Raw genomic sequence first — 15,789 nt, 5'->3', positions numbered from 1 at the left:
CGCCTCTCTCATGCTCTTTTCTTTTATTCTATCAGCCCGTTATCCAGTATACATGCATTATCTGATTACCGTGACTTTCTTTTGACCGTTTGCGAAAACAATAAGCACTACTTCACCAAATATTTGTACCCCTTCCACTACATAGGAATCCAAGTGACTGGATGGAACCTCATGACTGATTACGATAATATGCTCCTCATTCCTTTCAGGGAAGCTGATGCGGCATGCCTCCGCCTGCACAGCATCCACAGGTTCACCCGTATGGCGGTAAATCGGCACCTGTTCAACCAGTGGACAGAACGGCTCACCGGAAGGCTGCGGGTACAGCATCTGCATCATCGATACAGTTCCTTTTCCCGTTCTGGAGTAAACGGCCTGCTGATTGGGTTCCAGCAGATTGTATTCGCGGGAGATTACTCCGTCATCAATCTTGCCCTGAAGTCCTTTAACATTAGCGGGAATGATGCAAAGATTGGCTTCCTGCTCATTTTTTGTACGGCAAATGAATGTCTTGTCTTCCATCTGAACCGCTCCGGGTGCAAAATGAAAATGCTGGGAAAACGTATGCTCCTGACGGCAGCTAAAGCTGTCGACCAGAAGCCAGTAATAAGGCTTGATGAATATGATCCTCCTTAGCAGGTGTACCGGATCATCCAAATGATGATAGCCATCGTGGCTGCCCTCTACATAATCAAAGTCCGGATTGCTGATCCATTTGCTGCCTGTCGGCTTCGCAATTTGGGAGAAGGACCATGTATCCGTAATTTCGGTAAATCCAATTCCGTCGACAGTAGTCGTATTATGGGCAGCGCTTTCTTTTAGCGCCTTTCTGAGTGGTGTGTGATCACTATAGTTGTATCTGCCCAGATCGGTAAGTATATCCCGACCAAAGGCATACAGATCGAAATGTAGCAGATCCGCGTGACCATGACCACCCCCAAGCGGTCCGCAGTGGAAATATAGGTACAAGTCCTGCTCGTCCCACCCCGTTCGCATCACATAATGACCGGAATGTGTGAAAGAGCGCGACAAGTAAGGCGGGTCCTCCGCAATCAGCTTCTCGTAGCCTTCAACTCCATTCATTCCGAACAACCAGGCATTGTCATAATCCATATGATCGTATCCGCCAAAGCGGAGCTCAGAATCCTGGAACAACCAACCTGCATAAGTCAAAATCGAACGGACATCGCTGTCATCGCTATCACCGAGCATCGGCTGCCGATGATTTGGTTTGGCCCAATACAAGGAAGCGACGGCCATTTGATGAACTTTTTGCTGAAGTTCATCCTGTAGCTCCAGTCCATTCATGCGAGCCAAGCGGATGCAGTCGAGAAGACATACCAGAACCTCATGGTGATAGGTGGGCGATTGCTCCCAATGTATACCGTCTGCCATGACCTGGATTCTAGCTGTCTCCCCCAATCTCTCCTCACCGAGCCGTCGCCAAATCTTAGCTCTAGAGAACTCAGGGAAGTAGAGCGCGGTTTGGAATAAGCCACAAGTCTCCAGAACTCCCCAATTGCTGATATTCTTCCAGCCCGTAAACGATAAAGCTAAATATTCGCCGTGTTCATGAAGGGATATCATCACTTTCGCCAGAAGCGTCGGTGTGAGCAGCGGACTATCCTGTATATAGGATAGCGCTTTGATCCAGTTCGCACAGCGAAGACCCGCTTCAATGGTGCGCCAAGTCAGCGTATCATTCGTAGGCATGTCTGGAACAGGATTACGGTCCATCCAAGCTTCAAGCTGACAGCAAAATGTTCTCGCATACTCCTCATTACCTGTTATCGCATACGCTTGTCCTAATGCCACCCAGTAGCGGTGGCGATTCAGCATATAAGCCCATTCTACATCTTTGTCCGGAACATAGCCCCAGTAAATATCTTCCTCAAAGGTAACCGGAATGCGGCTGCGTTCCATGTCCCAGGGAAAGCGGAAGAGAAACGTCTGCTTCACAACTTCACCCGCTGTCTTCATTACAGCTTTCAGCTCATCTGCGCAATAACGCTGTACATAGTCGATAAGCTGCTGTTTCCGGCTGTTCTCTGTCCTCCAGCCCGGCGTGCTCCGACTAGTCAAATACCGATGCAATTCAGTCAGCGCATCGTCCTGCCGCGCTTGGCGGAGCGCATCCTTCACGGGAGCTAGAGCGGGTAACTCAAGGTCGAGTAGCGTAAAGACAGCATAGGGAGAGGTTGATCGGTCATCAGCGTTCATACCAGTACCCCCTGCTGCCTTTTTGCAGTCGCAGCAACGCTTCGAGGTAGAAATAATCTCCCCAGATCATGAAATCATCCGGAGACAGATCGCCCCGTACATGGTAAGAGCCGTGCTTCAGCAGCCCCTCTGCGTCTTCACCGATCGTGGAATAGTTCTGCACTAGTGAAGTCATCGACTGTAATAATCCCTGCTGAAAATAAGCCCGCTCGGGATCTTCCTTATCCATTAGCTCCAGCAGTTCCTGTAGTCCAGCCGCAACAATTGCAGAGGCCGAGCTATCTCGGTACGTATCCGCAGACACTGGAGCATTAAAGTCCCAGTAAGCGACATGATCCTGTGGCAAATGCTCCAGAAAATAGCGGGCCATCCGCTTGGACGTTTCCAAATACAACGGATCCTTAGTATAGCGGTAAGATAATGCAAAACCGTAGACGCCCCAGGCCTGCCCTCGCGTCCAAGTCGATCCGTTAGTATAACCCTGGTGCGTAGCGCCGCCAATCGGCTCTCCGGTCATCTGGTCGAAGAAAAACGTATGGTAGGAGCTGTCATCTCCCCGCACCAGATAACGTTTCGTTTTATCCGCCTGCATGACCGCCACCTGACGGTATAGTGAATCACCAGTCTGTTGTTCCGCCCAGTACAAAAGGGGAAGATTCAACAGACAATCAATAATGATTCGTCCACCTTCCTGGGCATCTCCCACAGGTCCCCAAGCCTGAATATAACCGCCGCCTGTGCGCCAGCGCTTCAGTAGTAAGTCTGCTGCCTGCAGTGTCAACTGACGTGCGGATTCGTCTTTATCTATAATCCACTGGGCCTTGGAGGATAACGAATACAAAAATCCGATGTCGTGATGATCAAGCACCGTCTTTGCCGCGAACCGGCGGCGGAAATCCTCTACGGTATGAGTTGCCGCAATTCGGAAGCTTTCATCCTGCGTATATTCATAGCACAACCACAACATGCCGCTCCAGAATCCATTGGTCCAATCGTCGTTGTTATTAAGCTGGTAAGTTCCATTCATGCTGACATGAGGGAATCTGCCCCCGAATCGGTCAATGTTCTTACGTACCTTCTCTATCGCATCTTCAATCGCACTGCTCCACATAAGTTCCTTACTCCCTTCGGGCTCTTCGTTTCTTACGTTTCATGATAAGGAGAGTGAACAGAATCTAATAGGGGCGATTTTTGCTTTGATGTGCATTATTTTGACTTTTGTACGAAAGTAAAGTGATGCGGGTTTGCTCTCCAAGTATAGGCATCCAAGCAATTAGTAACAAAACGTATAACTACTTATGGGAAAATACGTTAAAATCAGAGAGTGACTTACAACTTTCATTCTTTTTAGAAACGGAGTGTCCTATTAATGAAAAAGCTAGGTGCATTATTGTTATCCATTTTCATGGTTATGTCTGTCTTTACCACTGCCCATGCGGCTGAAAAGCCTGTCGGCGTGTGGATTGATGGAACAGAAGTAAAGTTAGGCAATTCTAACCCAATTGTAGAAAAAGGAACTACCTTGGTTCCTATGCGTCCTCTCCTAGAGAAGCTTCATGTAAATATGAATTGGGATAAAAAGACCCAAACCGTAACGGGGGCCAAAAATGGACTAGCTCTCTCACTGACTATCGGCAGTACCACAGCAACGGTAAACGGGGAGAAGAAAAAACTAGAGGTAGCCCCTAAAACCATCAACAATGTCACCTATGTTCCTGTCCGCTTTATCGGTGAAACGATCGGCTATAAGGTAGAATGGAGTGCCGCGCAGCGCACCATCACCTTTGTAGCCAATAACAAGGCTACAGGGAGCACCGGATTCTTATGGAAAGTGGAGAACAACGGTAATACCGTCTATCTACTTGGCTCTATCCATGTGGCTAACGACAAAATGTACCCGCTACGCCCGGAAATTGAAGCTGCTTTTGAAGCGTCTCAATATCTCGGGGTCGAAGTTGACTTAACCAAGGTTGATCAAACAGAGATGCAAAAGTTCCTTACGGAGAAAGGTTCTTATACAGATGGGAGCAAGCTCAAGGATCACGTATCCACCGATACCTATAACAAAGTTGTTGCGCTTCTGAAAGCAAATGGTCTTGCAGGAAATGCATTCGATTCCTATAAGCCATGGGTCGTTACTCAAGGTATCTCAAGCCTACAAATGCAAACAACAGATTATACACCGGATACGGGTATCGACCTATATTTCACACAGAAGGCAGGCAAACTGAATAAAACTATCATTGAATTGGAAAATATGCAATTGCAGTTGAACATGTTCAATCAATTCTCAGATGGATTGCAAGAAAAGCTTCTCCTCGACACACTCGATAGCCTCAAGCAAACAGACAATGCTGCAGTAACGGCTTCGCTGGATGCATTATCCCAAATGTGGATGCAGGGGGATGAACCCTCACTCGTAGCTATGACACAAGCGGTCGCTAAGGAGCCAGAGTACTATAAGGGTCTAGTTTCGGATCGGAACGCTAACATGGTGAAGCATGTTAAAGAGTATTTGAATAGTGATAAAAAGGCGACTTATCTTGTCGTTGTTGGTGCACTACACATGCTGGGTGATGATGGCATCGTGACCCAATTACAAAAAGATGGCTTCAACGTCGTCAAACAATAATTTCTATAGCCAAAATAAATAAGGCTGTCTCTTAGTCATCTACGATGACTTTGGAGGCAGCTTTGTTTTGCATAACCTTCTATAATTTAATTAACTGATCCACCTTCTCCGGAAGTCCAGTAGCGATCGAACGATTAGCCGCGATCCCGGTCATAATAGACAATGCCCCATCCACATGGGAGCTACACGATTAAACCGATCCTCCACAGGTCGTTCAAAAAATATACGCAGCATGACCGGATCTCCGCCCCCATGTCCCCAACGCCTTCTTCAATCTCCACTTCATAAGGCGGCGCAAAATGAGGGAATACAGTGATCTGCTTGTCCTTTAGTGCCCCTTCGTCCCATTAAATACTACAATGAAGCCTTCCCAAGGCAAGTAAGCATTAAGTGAATAGTTCATAATCGTCTTGTTTTTGTATTTGACCATGACTGCCATCGTATCCTCAATGCTGATATTATCACCAAATACACTTTGATCTCGCAGGTACCCATCCTCATGCTCGGCATCCAGATACATCTGTTTAAGCTGCTCTCTATGCTAAAAGAACAAGAAGAGCATCGATCACAGCAAATCCCTTATCTTCAGACACTGCTCATCCAGTTATTTATTGAAATGAACAGAGTACAAGAAATAAGCCGCGAGCCCATCGCTCCTGAGAGCAGTGTCGGATCAAGGAAGCCTAACGACTCTTGCAGAGCACTAACACTAAAGTCACTGTCATTGCAGAAAATACTGGCTTCTTTGACAGCATCGCCCACTTTGGACGGGTGTTTAAGCAAATCGCGAAATGCTCACCTCTGCAATACCGCAAGCAGAATCGCTGATCATCAGGCCTTGATTACACCTTTTTTGATAATAATATTTCCATAAAGTGCTTCTTCACCTGTGACTACAACAGCATAGCTTTGCTTAGAACGATTGTAAAAATCAAACCGCTCCTCATATTTAATCGTCGCTTCAGCGTCATGTTTGGCGATAATCGACTCGTATGTGGACCAGATCACCGGCACCGTAGGATCTCCCTCAACCACAGCCATAAACGCCACCTGATGTTCCACATAATGATCAAGGGGCAGCAGTTCCAATATTGCGTCTAGTAGATCAGGTATTCCTATGCCATCATATCTAAGTACTTTTGAGTTCAAGGAGTGTCCTGGATAATTAGCATCTGCCAGTACAAGCTCATCTCCATGACCCATTTCCATCATCACACGTACCAGTTCCGGAGATAGTAGCTTAGGAATTTTTTTTAACATCCAAGCACCTCATTACTTCCCATAAAAAGATCTGAGCGCAACCAGCTCATCAATCCGATGCTGTGGCAGCTCTCTCTCCCCGTCAATCATACGCGTAATAAAGGTAATCTTGGCTGTATATTCGAGTCTCTCCATGTTCAGATAAGCCTCCATAACATCCGTTCCCCAAGTAAGTGCTCCGTGATTTTCGAGCAGGACTGCTGTCTTCTTGCCAAGGAAAGGCATCAGTGAATCCGGAATTTCTTCCGTCGAAGGTGTACCGTATTCCGCCAAAGGAATATCCCCGATCATAATAACCGACTCTGGCATCATCATTTTATCGAGCGCCTCACCTTTAATGGCAAAAGCGGTAGCGTACGGTGGATGTGCATGGACCACACCATTCATCTCAGGCAGCTCATTATAAATTCTCAAATGCATTTTGGTCTCCGTTGAAGGTCTGTATCCTTCTGCCGCTTCAAGAACTTCACCTTGCAGGTTTACTTTTACGATCATATGTGGCTCTAAATATCCCTTGCTTACCGCTCTGGGGGTAGTGAGAATTTCATTCTCTGATAACCGTGCTGAAATATTCCCATCATTGGCGGCGATGAAATCTTTATTAAACAAATTTCTGCCAATATCACAAATCTGCAAACGTAGTTTTTGTTCCAAAGTATCCATAAGTTCTCTCCTCATATCCTATTTTTAGAGTTTTTCAACAAAGAAGGCTGGTATGTCTTAAAGGTAAAGGATCGTGCCACGAACTCTTTCGCCTTAGAAACTTCCAATTTCCCCAAGGCAGCCAACTGGACAATGATATTGCCAATTCCACTGGCCTCCACTGGCCCTGCAACGACTTCTCTACCCGTAGCATCAGCGGTGAGCTGGCATAATAGCTCATTTTGAATCCCACCGCCAACCATATGAATGATAGTGATTATCTTGCCGGTGATCTCTTCCATTTCTTCAATCGTTCTACAGTATGATTGCGCAAGGCTCTCAAGGATAACGCGTATAAACTCAGCTTTCGTATTAGGCGTCTGTTGCCCCGTTCGCTCACAATATTCCTGAATCCGCTGCATCATCACACCAGGTGTGCTGAAAAGCTGGTCATTCGGGTCAATGATCGCTGGCGCCCCATTAATCGTTTGGGCTAGTTCAACCATTTCACTTTGACTAAAATTCTCTCCTGCTTTCGCCCAATTCCTCTGGAGCTCCTGTAGAATCCATAGTCCCGTTGTGTTTTTTAGCAACCGATTAGAATTACCATAGCAACGTTCATTTGTGAAACCATATTCATAGCTTTTCTCTGAAATGACCGGTTCAGGCGTCTCCATGCCAACCAACGACCACGTACCACAGCTTATAAATGCTGCTTCATCCTTACGAGTATAAGGGATCGAAGCTACTGCTGAAGCCGTATCATGTGAAGCACCGGCTATCACTTTCATCGGGCCTATATTAAGCTCCTTTTGAATAATCGGTAGGATAGATCCAATAACCGTCCCCGCATGAACCTGTTGTGGAACTAGACTACTCGGAATCCCAAGCCTGCTAAATAATTCAGAAGAGATCTCTCCCGTGACAGCATCCATTAAGCCGCTTGTACTCCAGATCGTGCTTTCTGCCGCTTTTATACCAGAAAACAGATAATGAAAAAGATCCGGCATCATCAAAATCGTATCAGCGGTCTCTATGAGCGAATCGTTATCCTGAAGATCAGAGAACAATTGATAGATTGTATTAATCATGCTTGGCTCAATACCGGTCATTCGGAATTGCTCTGCTCGTGACAGCAGCGCTTCCAATTCGAGACTATGAGCCTCCATTCTCCGGTCCCTGTAATGATGGGGGGAATAGAGCAGCATTCCTTTTTTATCAATAAACCCGTAGTCGACTCCCCATGTATCCACACTTAAAGATGTCAATTCTCCATGTTGCCTAAAGGCTTTCTGAACCCCTTGCTTCATTTCGTGGAATAGCCTTAGAGTATCCCAATATAAATGCCCGTTGACCTGTACCGGCGTATTCTCAAACCGATGAATTTCTTCCATTTGCAGCTTATCGCCATCATATATCCCCAGCATAACTCTTCCGGAACTGGCTCCGAGATCTATGGCTAGAAGCTTAATCGTATCACCCATTGTTCACCACACCTGCTTCACAGGAAGATTTTAATAGAGGGGTCCAAAGTTCTGACAGGCTCTGTAATCTGCTCCCTCCAGTTCTTCTGTACCAAATAACGACCATACCCGAGGTCTAAAAATACGTGATTCCTCAACATTATGCATGCTGACCGGAATGCGCAGAATTGACGCCAGCGTAATCAAATCTGCCCCAATATGCCCATAACTAATGGCCCCATGATTTGCACCCCAATTATTCATGACATCATACACCGATTGGAAAGAACCATTATTGGTTAACTTAGGCGCAAACCAGGTCGTTGGCCAAGTCGGATCTGTTCTTTGATCCAGTGTATGGTGAACATCTTCAGGCAGCTCAACCGTGTGACCCTCTACAAGCTGAAGAACAGGTCCAAGCCCTTTAACCAAGTTCATCCGGGCCATAGTAACTGGCATCCCGCCTTTGGTTAAATAATTTGTAGAGAAGCCGCCCCCACGGAAATATTCTTGAGAAGCCGGGCGGAACTCTGTATGGCTCAAACAAGCTTCTACCTCATCCTCCGAAATTTCCCAAAAAGGTTTAATCGCAGGTTTACCGTCTCTCGTCTGCTCACCCGTCCCATCAAGAGCAGCCGAACCAGAATTGATCAAGTGAAGTATTCCGTGAGCTGCCTCACCTTCCAATTGATGACCCGTTACTCGCTTAACTGCATCCGGACTCCAAAAGGTTCGGACATCCGCAAAGATTTGTGCAGTATTCGTAAGCAAATAATTGAACAGCATCGTTACTCCGTTCAGGCTATCATTCTCTGTCGCTACGAGGTAAGGGGTACGTTTGCCATTCCAGTCAAAAGAAGAATTCAGTATCGTCTCCATGAAATCCCCATTAGGGAAATGATCCGTCCATTGACGCTGCCCTTGGAAGCCACCCACAATCGCATTATGGCCGTTGGCCTCTTCCTCAAAGCCCAGCGTAGCGAGAACAGGATTGCCGATCATCAGATCACGGGCGATCAATGTCATTTTCACACAAATCTCCCATTGCTTCTCTTTCTCATCATCACTTATTTGCAGATGCTTCGGATTATTATCGGCACCAACTTGGCAGTTCTCTTTGGTCCACGCGAGTGCTCGCTCATATTCCTCTTTATCATAAATCTCCTCTTCAAAGCGGCGTACATATTCTGACATATCTATATATTCATTACGCATTCCCAGATACTCTTGGAAGAACTGTTCATTCACAATCGATCCAGCAATCCCCATCGAAACAGAACCCATTGATAAATAGGATTTCCCTCTCATTTGAGCGACCGCCAACCCCGCTTTGGCGAACTGCAGCAATTTAGTCTGCACATCCGCTGGAATCTCCTCACTGCTAGACTCCTGAACATCCTCACCATAGATACCAAACGCCGGAATTCCTTTTTGTGCATAAGCAGAGAGAACAGCAGCTAGATATACCGCGCCTGGGCGTTCCGTTCCGTTAAATCCCCAAACCGCATGCGGGATCGAGGCGTCCATATCCATCGTTTCAGAACCATAACACCAGCAAGGGGTCACAGTAATCGATACGCCAACATTAGCCCCACCAAATTTCTGAGCCGCAGCAGCAGCTTCTTTAACACCACCAATCGTAGAATCGGCAATGATGCACTCTACGGGGCGGCCATCCGGATAAAATAAGTTCTCTTCAATAAACTTAGCTACCCGCTGAGCCATACCCATGGTTTGAGCTTCTAACGATTCGCGAACCCCTCTTCTTCTGCCATCAATGGTCGGGCGGATGCCAATTTTCGGATAGTTTTCTATCACTGCTGTTCCTCCTCAAGATCATCTTAGGTTCATCGTTAATGGACCTATTTCTCCTTCATCATAAAATATGGAAACGCTTTAGTCAACACAAAACAACATATTTATTGATAAATAATGTGGTTTTGTGTGGTATTTATATTATTATACTGTGGTATTATGTGAATATGAGGTTACTTCTTTGATTTATTGGGCAATGTAGTAAACTAGGAAGTAGATGATGATAGAGGTGAGTGAACGGATGAAAGCATTTGAACGGCGGGATCTAATCATTAATGAGCTGTATAGACAAAAGAAAGTCCATGTCGCTCAGCTGGCGCAAAAATTCAATGTCTCGGAAGAGACCATTCGGCGGGATCTGGACAAACTGGACAAAGAAGGACTTGCCAAGAAAAATTATGGCGGAGCGATCCTTAACGCCCACACGAATGAGGACCCTCCCTATGTTAGCAGACATCAGGTTAATATTGAGGCTAAACGAACGATTGCCGATCATGTTCTCCAATTAATTAATGATGGGGACAGTTTGGTGACGGATACGAGTTCAACCGTTTTTGAGGCTTTACGGAGAATTATAGAGGAGAAAAACAATCTTACGATTATTACGAATTCTTTGGTTGTATTATCCGAATTTCAACATTCTGGGCAAAAGCTAATTTCCACTGGTGGAATACTAGGGCCCGAGACTAGCTCCTTCGTTGGACATACCGCCTCGCAGACCATTCAAAAGTATAATGTGGACGTAGCCATATTCAGCTGTAAAGCGTTGTCTATGACTGGTGGGCTCAGCGATTCGAATGAAGAAGAAAGTGAATTAAAGATTCTTATGCAACAGCAGGCAAATAAAGTAGTTCTGCTCGCAGATCATTCTAAGTTCGACAGGACTGCATTCATCAAATTATTCAGTTTCGATAGAGTAGATTATATCGTTACAGACGAGAAGCCTTCTGAGGAATGGATCGAGTTTCTGAATAACTATCACGTATCTCTTATCTATGCACCCGCTGAGTAATCAGTAGGTGCATAGATAAAGATAGGGGGAAATCTTTATTTCACTAGTCGTTTAAAAGACCGCTTTTCTCTACGATCTTCAGCCACTCCCCAGTAATCAAATCATGCCCAGCCGCTGTCGGGTGAACGCCATCCCACAGCCAGTAGGCTACGTCTGTTCTATGAGTAGCTGCATCGAATGCTCCCTGTAAAGGAACAAACACAGCATTAAATTCCTCTGCAAGCTGCTTAACAACACCCTGATAATGAGTAATCCGCTCTTTCCATTCTTCTCATTGTTCTGCCGGAGCTCCGGTATTTAGAATAAAAGGCTCACACAAGACCAGCTTCGTTTGCGGAAGTACTTCCCCAGTTTCTTCAAGCACATGACGGTACGCACGTTCAAAACGGTCCGTTATACCACTTGGTTCCCCTTTCATTGTTCTCCAGAGATCATTAACACCAATTAAAATACTGATGATATTCGGCTGAAGGTAAATCGCATCCTCATTCCAGCGTGCATATAAATCGGAGATCCGATCCCCGCTAATTCCACGGTTATAGAACACGAGATTCTGCTCAGCCCGTTCGTTGGCTATCTTGCCGCCAATGATATATGCATAGCTATGTCCTAGTGTAAGTTCTGCAATTATTGGAGCCAGTAAGCCAGCGCAGGTGGAAGAGAACGCCAAAGCTGTTGATGCCGTTTTATCCCTAGATACTTTGGAGAGAATTGAAGAGATTCTAAAGCCGGTAGCCGATTTCGCTCCAGCGAGATAATCTAAAAGAGGTTGTACCAAAAGCCACAGCAATTGGCTTAGGTACAACCTCTTTTTTCTTAAGAAATCAATTTGGATTCTTCGGCTTGTTCAGCCGCCTTTTCGATATAACGCTCCAGCGGCTTCTTGAGCGTTAGCGCCAGTAAGAGTGCAATTACACCGAATAGGATCAAATATAGACAATCGCGAATCGCCACTTCCGGCAGAATCCCCCCTACCGCCTCCCGCATCAAACTAATCGCATAAGTAAATGGCATAAACGGATTCAACATTTGAAAGAAATGGCCTGTTGTACTGATTGGAAACGTACCGCCAGAGCTTGAGAATTGAAGCACCATAAATACGATCGCTATCCCCTTCCCAACGTTGCCGAATACGGAGACAAGCGTAAAAACAATCGTCACGAATACGATACTAATTAATACTGCAAAAAGGACAAACCACACCTTGTCCACCACATAACATTTCAGAATAAAGATATTACCAAGTACAGCCACCAACGCTTGCAGAATCCCAACCGTAAGAAACGTCAGCAGACGTCCAAAATACAATTGATACCGCTTGTACACAATTCCCTCAGTATCCACTCCCGTTCGGAGAAGTGAGATTAGGAGTGTGCCACCCACCCATAAGGAAAGTACAACATAAAAAGGAGTCATAGCCGAACCATAATTCGGAATAGGATATAACTTATTCTCTTTTAATACTACCGGATTGGCCAAAAAATCACTTTTTCTCTTAATATCCCCTCCGAGCAGCTCAGCAATCTCTCCCAGATCTACCTCATCTTTGATCTGACGGATGGTAGCTGCCGCTTTACGAATCGAATCTTCCAGTATCGGAAGATCATTTCGCACCATATCCGCTGCGATCGCCACTCCCTTATCCGCACGGGGGAGACCTGTACGAATCAGATCAGAGATCTGGTGCACCCGTTCCTCGACAGCCGGCAGATCCTGACGGACGAAATTTGCGGCTTGTTGTATCTTTTCTCCTGCAACAGGCAAGCTGCTCTGAATTAGTGGAAGTGTATCACGAACAAAAGTACCAAAGCTCTGTGTCTTATCTGCGACGCCACTAGCTTCTGTATGTACCGCTCCACGAATAGCTGGTAAGTCCTGCTGTAGACTAGCCAAGCTTGATTGTCCGAACTCAATCGCTGCCATAGTCTCCTCAAGAAGAGTACCCAGCGCCGATAGACGATCCGGAACTTGTTCCAAGGCAGTGGCTGTAGTCTCAGCAGCAGTGGATATTTTCTCTAATGTATTTTTTATAGCAGGGATAGTTGCCACTTCATAGTCGGAAATAAGCTTCGCAATGGCTACGTTCCCTTCGCCAGATTTAAGACCCAATTGCTTAACATTACTCAGATCAGGCTGACCCTCATTTTGTAGATCCGTCGCCAGCGAGTTTACCAAAGAAGTCTGTCTGCTCAAGGCATTGTTTACAGCCTTCAAGGTGCCAATCTCAGCATTAGGTACTGTTCCTGGTGAGAATGTATTCAGTGCCGATAACAAAGAAAGCGTATGATCCATCACGTTACTTCCCGACACCAGCTGAGCGGAAACTGACTCAAGTTGCTCGCGTACCGCTTGCGGGTCAATATCTTCTCCTTGCAGCAGTTCAGCAAGCTGAACTACTGAATTCTGCGTTTTTTGCAGCAGGTATATATTCTGTTTGAGGGCGGCAGGCACCGCTTCAAATGCAGCATTACTCTTCTCTAAAAACTGTTGAAGCTCTAGAACAAAATCATTTCCAGCAGTTGCAATCTTGTCGGCCTTAGGTAGCGCAGTTAGGGCAGTGCTAACAACTTTATTTGCTTCCGTAAGACCTTCCGACGCCTTGTCCATGATTTGCTCAACTTCACCAAAATGATTATCAAGTTGAACGATTAGCTGTGCTGCTTGTTCAATTTTGGGTAGCTTATCCTGCAGCTCCCCTAAATGATCTGCAATATTGGCAATTTGAGGCCAATGTTCAGCTACTTTTTCTAAAGCCAAACCCGCCTGCTCAACCTCTGGCAGTTTATTCTCCAGCTTAGAGATGCGCTCTGCCGATGCATGAATTTGCGGCCATTGCTCCTCAATTTTCAATACACGTTGGCCTGCCGTTTCAATCTCGGGTAAACTTGCCTCTAACAGAAAAAGTCCTTTTTCTACCCTGCGTATAATAGGCAATTCAGATTGGAACTTTGTATCGATTTGCTTTAAAGCCGTAAATACCGTTTCGCTAATCGTTTCTGTAAAATTCTCACTGATCTGTGTCGTAATTGAAGAGGCACCTTTATCCGTGATTTTAGGAGCTATCGCATTTATTTTCTCATTGACGGTGTATTCAATCTCTGGTTTCACGATCCTGCCTTCAAGGATTCCTGTCATTCTTTTGGAGAAATCAGCAGGGATAACAATACTCGCATAATAATCTCCACGTTTCACACCATTGTGCGCAGCTTCTGCATCTACGAAGGTCCAGCCTAAACTTTTATTATTCCGAAGACTTTCCATGACATCATTGCCGATATTGAAGCTCTTATCCTTCACAGTGGTCCCTTCATCCAAACTGGTTACAGCAATCTTAATGCCAGAGGTATTACTGTAGGGATCCCATACTGCTGCAACGTTAAACCAATCATACACAGAAGGTAACACCACCAAAGCAGCGATCAGAAACACGGCCACAGGAACTTTAAATACGTTGCGCCAGTCGTTCCTATAAATCCGTAGTATTCCACCCATTCGTTGCTCCCCCTAATCTGTATGTTTTGACATTTTAATATGCCCGAGGAGGCAAACTTTTACTATTATTTTTAGTGGATTCATGACCGGCATCGTTTTTCAGAAATATTTTTAAAAAATTGCAACAAAACCTGCTCGTTTAACGTATTAGAAGTATATAGCCCGTTTAGGAAAAAACGTAGCGGGTAATAAGATATATACAACCTTTTTACATATCTCAAGGGGGAGATTTCTAATGTTTAAGAAAAAGTCAGCGTATGTGTTACCGGTTGTTGTTTTATTGTTTCTTTCCCTAATTACTACTGCTAGTACCGTTGGAACACGAGTGGATGCGCAAGATAGTGGCAAGACTCAGCAACAGACGGTATATATCCATACTATTCAATCCGAGAATGGCAAGCTTTCCATTACAGCCGATGAAATAAACTGGTATCAGGGTGCTGATGCTGACCGAGTCTTTGCTGAAAGAGACCCAGAAGGTGCAGCAGAAATTGGCGGAGCTCCAGACAGCTATTATATTGTTAATGACGTTGATACACTGACAACCTATCCGATCGCGGATAACGCAACAGTCACCATGCAGATCTTTGATCACACTGGTAACATTGAGGACTTAGACATTCAATGGAACGAAGCTATCACCTTACAGCAATTTATCGATCAATTTAATAAAACGGATATTTTCGACCTAAGCCAGTTCCCTTATCACCTTACGATTCAGGACGGCGTAATCACTTCCATCGTGCAACAATATATACCTTAAGCAGCAACACATGACATATGAAAAAGAGGGTTACCCAGCGGCCATTTACATGGCTTATCGGTAACCCTCTTTTTTTTGCAAAACGGATTATTTTTAGTCATCCTTAACAGGAGCTCCAAAATTCGGCGTGCCATCTTCATTCCAATGGAAGACCTGTGCTCGAGTATGACGGTTTGGATCATATAGTGGATCGCCTGTAATTTCTTTATAATTGCGGCAGTGGTAGATAAGCACATCTTCCCCACTTTCATTGACGGTAAAGCTATTATGGCCTGGACCGAATTTTCCATTTTCTTCATTCATTTGGAATACAGGATTTGGTAGTTTAGTCCATGAAGCTGCCTCAAGAAGATCGCTGTCTTCATCCGCTACTAATAGTCCCATGCAATAATTGAAGTCGGTAGCACTCGACGAGAAGCTGATAAAGATACGACCATTTCCTTTCAGTACTGCTGCGCCTTCGTTTACTTTGTATCCAACTCCTTTTCTA

13 protein-coding genes and 3 pseudogenes are annotated in these 15,789 nt (G+C 45.3%); 5 read left to right on the top strand and 11 right to left on the bottom strand.

Annotated features, from left to right (window positions below; genetic code table 11):
* Positions 1-57: 57 nt before the first annotated feature.
* Positions 58-2,220, bottom strand: a complete 2,163-nt coding sequence (locus L1028_RS23295) for an alginate lyase family protein (protein WP_234540197.1) — start codon at positions 2,218-2,220, stop codon at positions 58-60.
* A complete protein-coding gene (locus L1028_RS23290) occupies positions 2,210-3,331 on the bottom strand; it encodes a glycoside hydrolase family 88 protein (RefSeq protein WP_234540195.1) in 1,122 nt (373 codons plus the stop codon). The genes L1028_RS23295 and L1028_RS23290 overlap by 11 nt, the downstream gene beginning before the upstream one ends.
* Before the next feature lie 258 nt (positions 3,332-3,589).
* Between L1028_RS23290 and L1028_RS23285 the strand changes: the two genes are divergently transcribed.
* On the top strand, positions 3,590-4,852 hold the full coding sequence (locus L1028_RS23285; RefSeq protein ID WP_234540192.1) for a TraB/GumN family protein: 1,263 nt from the start codon (positions 3,590-3,592) through the stop codon (positions 4,850-4,852).
* A gap of 79 nt (positions 4,853-4,931) precedes the next feature.
* Here L1028_RS23285 and L1028_RS23280 read toward each other — a convergent pair.
* Positions 4,932-5,387 (bottom strand): annotated as a pseudogene (locus tag L1028_RS23280) (gfo/Idh/MocA family oxidoreductase); the annotation flags it as partial.
* A 158-nt stretch (positions 5,388-5,545) separates the two neighbouring features.
* Between L1028_RS23280 and L1028_RS31555 the strand changes: the two are divergent.
* Positions 5,546-5,680, top strand: a complete 135-nt coding sequence (locus tag L1028_RS31555) for a helix-turn-helix domain-containing protein (RefSeq protein WP_341482576.1) — start codon at positions 5,546-5,548, stop codon at positions 5,678-5,680.
* Positions 5,681-5,683: 3 nt separating this feature from the next.
* Here the strand turns inward: L1028_RS31555 and fucU are convergent, their stop codons facing one another.
* Genes fucU through L1028_RS23255 form a run of 4 tightly spaced genes read right to left on the bottom strand, consistent with a single transcriptional unit; the run spans position 5,684 to position 10,032 of the window.
* Complete coding sequence (gene fucU, locus L1028_RS23270) at positions 5,684-6,112, bottom strand: L-fucose mutarotase (RefSeq protein WP_076284304.1); 429 nt, start codon at positions 6,110-6,112, stop codon at positions 5,684-5,686.
* 12 nt (positions 6,113-6,124) lie between these two features.
* Positions 6,125-6,775 (bottom strand): class II aldolase/adducin family protein, encoded by a 651-nt coding sequence (locus tag L1028_RS23265; protein ID WP_060625310.1) that lies wholly within the window; start codon positions 6,773-6,775, stop codon positions 6,125-6,127.
* An 11-nt stretch (positions 6,776-6,786) separates the two neighbouring features.
* Positions 6,787-8,238, bottom strand: coding sequence for a rhamnulokinase (locus L1028_RS23260; protein WP_234540188.1), 1,452 nt, complete (start codon positions 8,236-8,238; stop codon positions 6,787-6,789).
* Positions 8,239-8,268: 30 nt separating this feature from the next.
* Positions 8,269-10,032 carry an L-fucose isomerase gene (locus L1028_RS23255; protein ID WP_423803079.1) on the bottom strand — a complete coding sequence of 588 codons (1,764 nt, stop codon included), beginning with the start codon at positions 10,030-10,032 and terminating at the stop codon, positions 8,269-8,271.
* A 241-nt stretch (positions 10,033-10,273) separates the two neighbouring features.
* Between L1028_RS23255 and L1028_RS23250 the strand changes: the two genes are divergently transcribed.
* Positions 10,274-11,044: a DeoR/GlpR family DNA-binding transcription regulator gene (locus L1028_RS23250; protein ID WP_234540184.1), complete on the top strand. Its 771-nt coding sequence runs from the start codon at positions 10,274-10,276 to the stop codon at positions 11,042-11,044.
* Positions 11,045-11,087: 43 nt separating this feature from the next.
* Here L1028_RS23250 and L1028_RS31550 read toward each other — a convergent pair whose 3' ends face one another.
* Together L1028_RS31550 and L1028_RS31545 are read right to left on the bottom strand one after the other, a co-directional pair.
* Positions 11,088-11,297 (bottom strand): SGNH/GDSL hydrolase family protein, encoded by a 210-nt coding sequence (locus L1028_RS31550; protein ID WP_341482578.1) that lies wholly within the window; start codon positions 11,295-11,297, stop codon positions 11,088-11,090.
* Between the two features lie 18 nt (positions 11,298-11,315).
* On the bottom strand, positions 11,316-11,714 hold the full coding sequence (locus tag L1028_RS31545; protein ID WP_341482577.1) for a GDSL-type esterase/lipase family protein: 399 nt from the start codon (positions 11,712-11,714) through the stop codon (positions 11,316-11,318).
* Here L1028_RS31545 and L1028_RS23240 point away from each other — a divergent pair.
* Positions 11,653-11,802: pseudogene (locus tag L1028_RS23240) on the top strand (aldo/keto reductase); the annotation flags it as partial. The gene L1028_RS31545 and the pseudogene L1028_RS23240 overlap by 62 nt on opposite strands.
* A 58-nt stretch (positions 11,803-11,860) precedes the next feature.
* On the opposite strand, the gene L1028_RS23235 reads toward L1028_RS23240, so the two are convergent.
* A complete protein-coding gene (locus tag L1028_RS23235) occupies positions 11,861-14,536 on the bottom strand; it encodes a YhgE/Pip domain-containing protein (protein WP_234540182.1) in 2,676 nt (891 codons plus the stop codon).
* A gap of 235 nt (positions 14,537-14,771) precedes the next feature.
* Between L1028_RS23235 and L1028_RS23230 the strand changes: the two genes are divergently transcribed.
* Positions 14,772-15,299: a hypothetical protein gene (locus tag L1028_RS23230; RefSeq protein ID WP_234540180.1), complete on the top strand. Its 528-nt coding sequence runs from the start codon at positions 14,772-14,774 to the stop codon at positions 15,297-15,299.
* A gap of 93 nt (positions 15,300-15,392) precedes the next feature.
* Here the strand turns inward: L1028_RS23230 and L1028_RS23225 are convergent.
* A pseudogene (locus L1028_RS23225) lies at positions 15,393-15,779 on the bottom strand (family 43 glycosylhydrolase); the annotation flags it as partial.
* Between the last annotated feature and the right edge of the window lie 10 nt (positions 15,780-15,789).

This window comes from Paenibacillus pseudetheri (assembly GCF_924513355.1).
In the GTDB taxonomy this organism is placed as follows: domain Bacteria; phylum Bacillota; class Bacilli; order Paenibacillales; family Paenibacillaceae; genus Paenibacillus_AQ; species Paenibacillus_AQ pseudetheri.
This window is presented reverse-complemented; position numbering and strand designations above follow the sequence as displayed.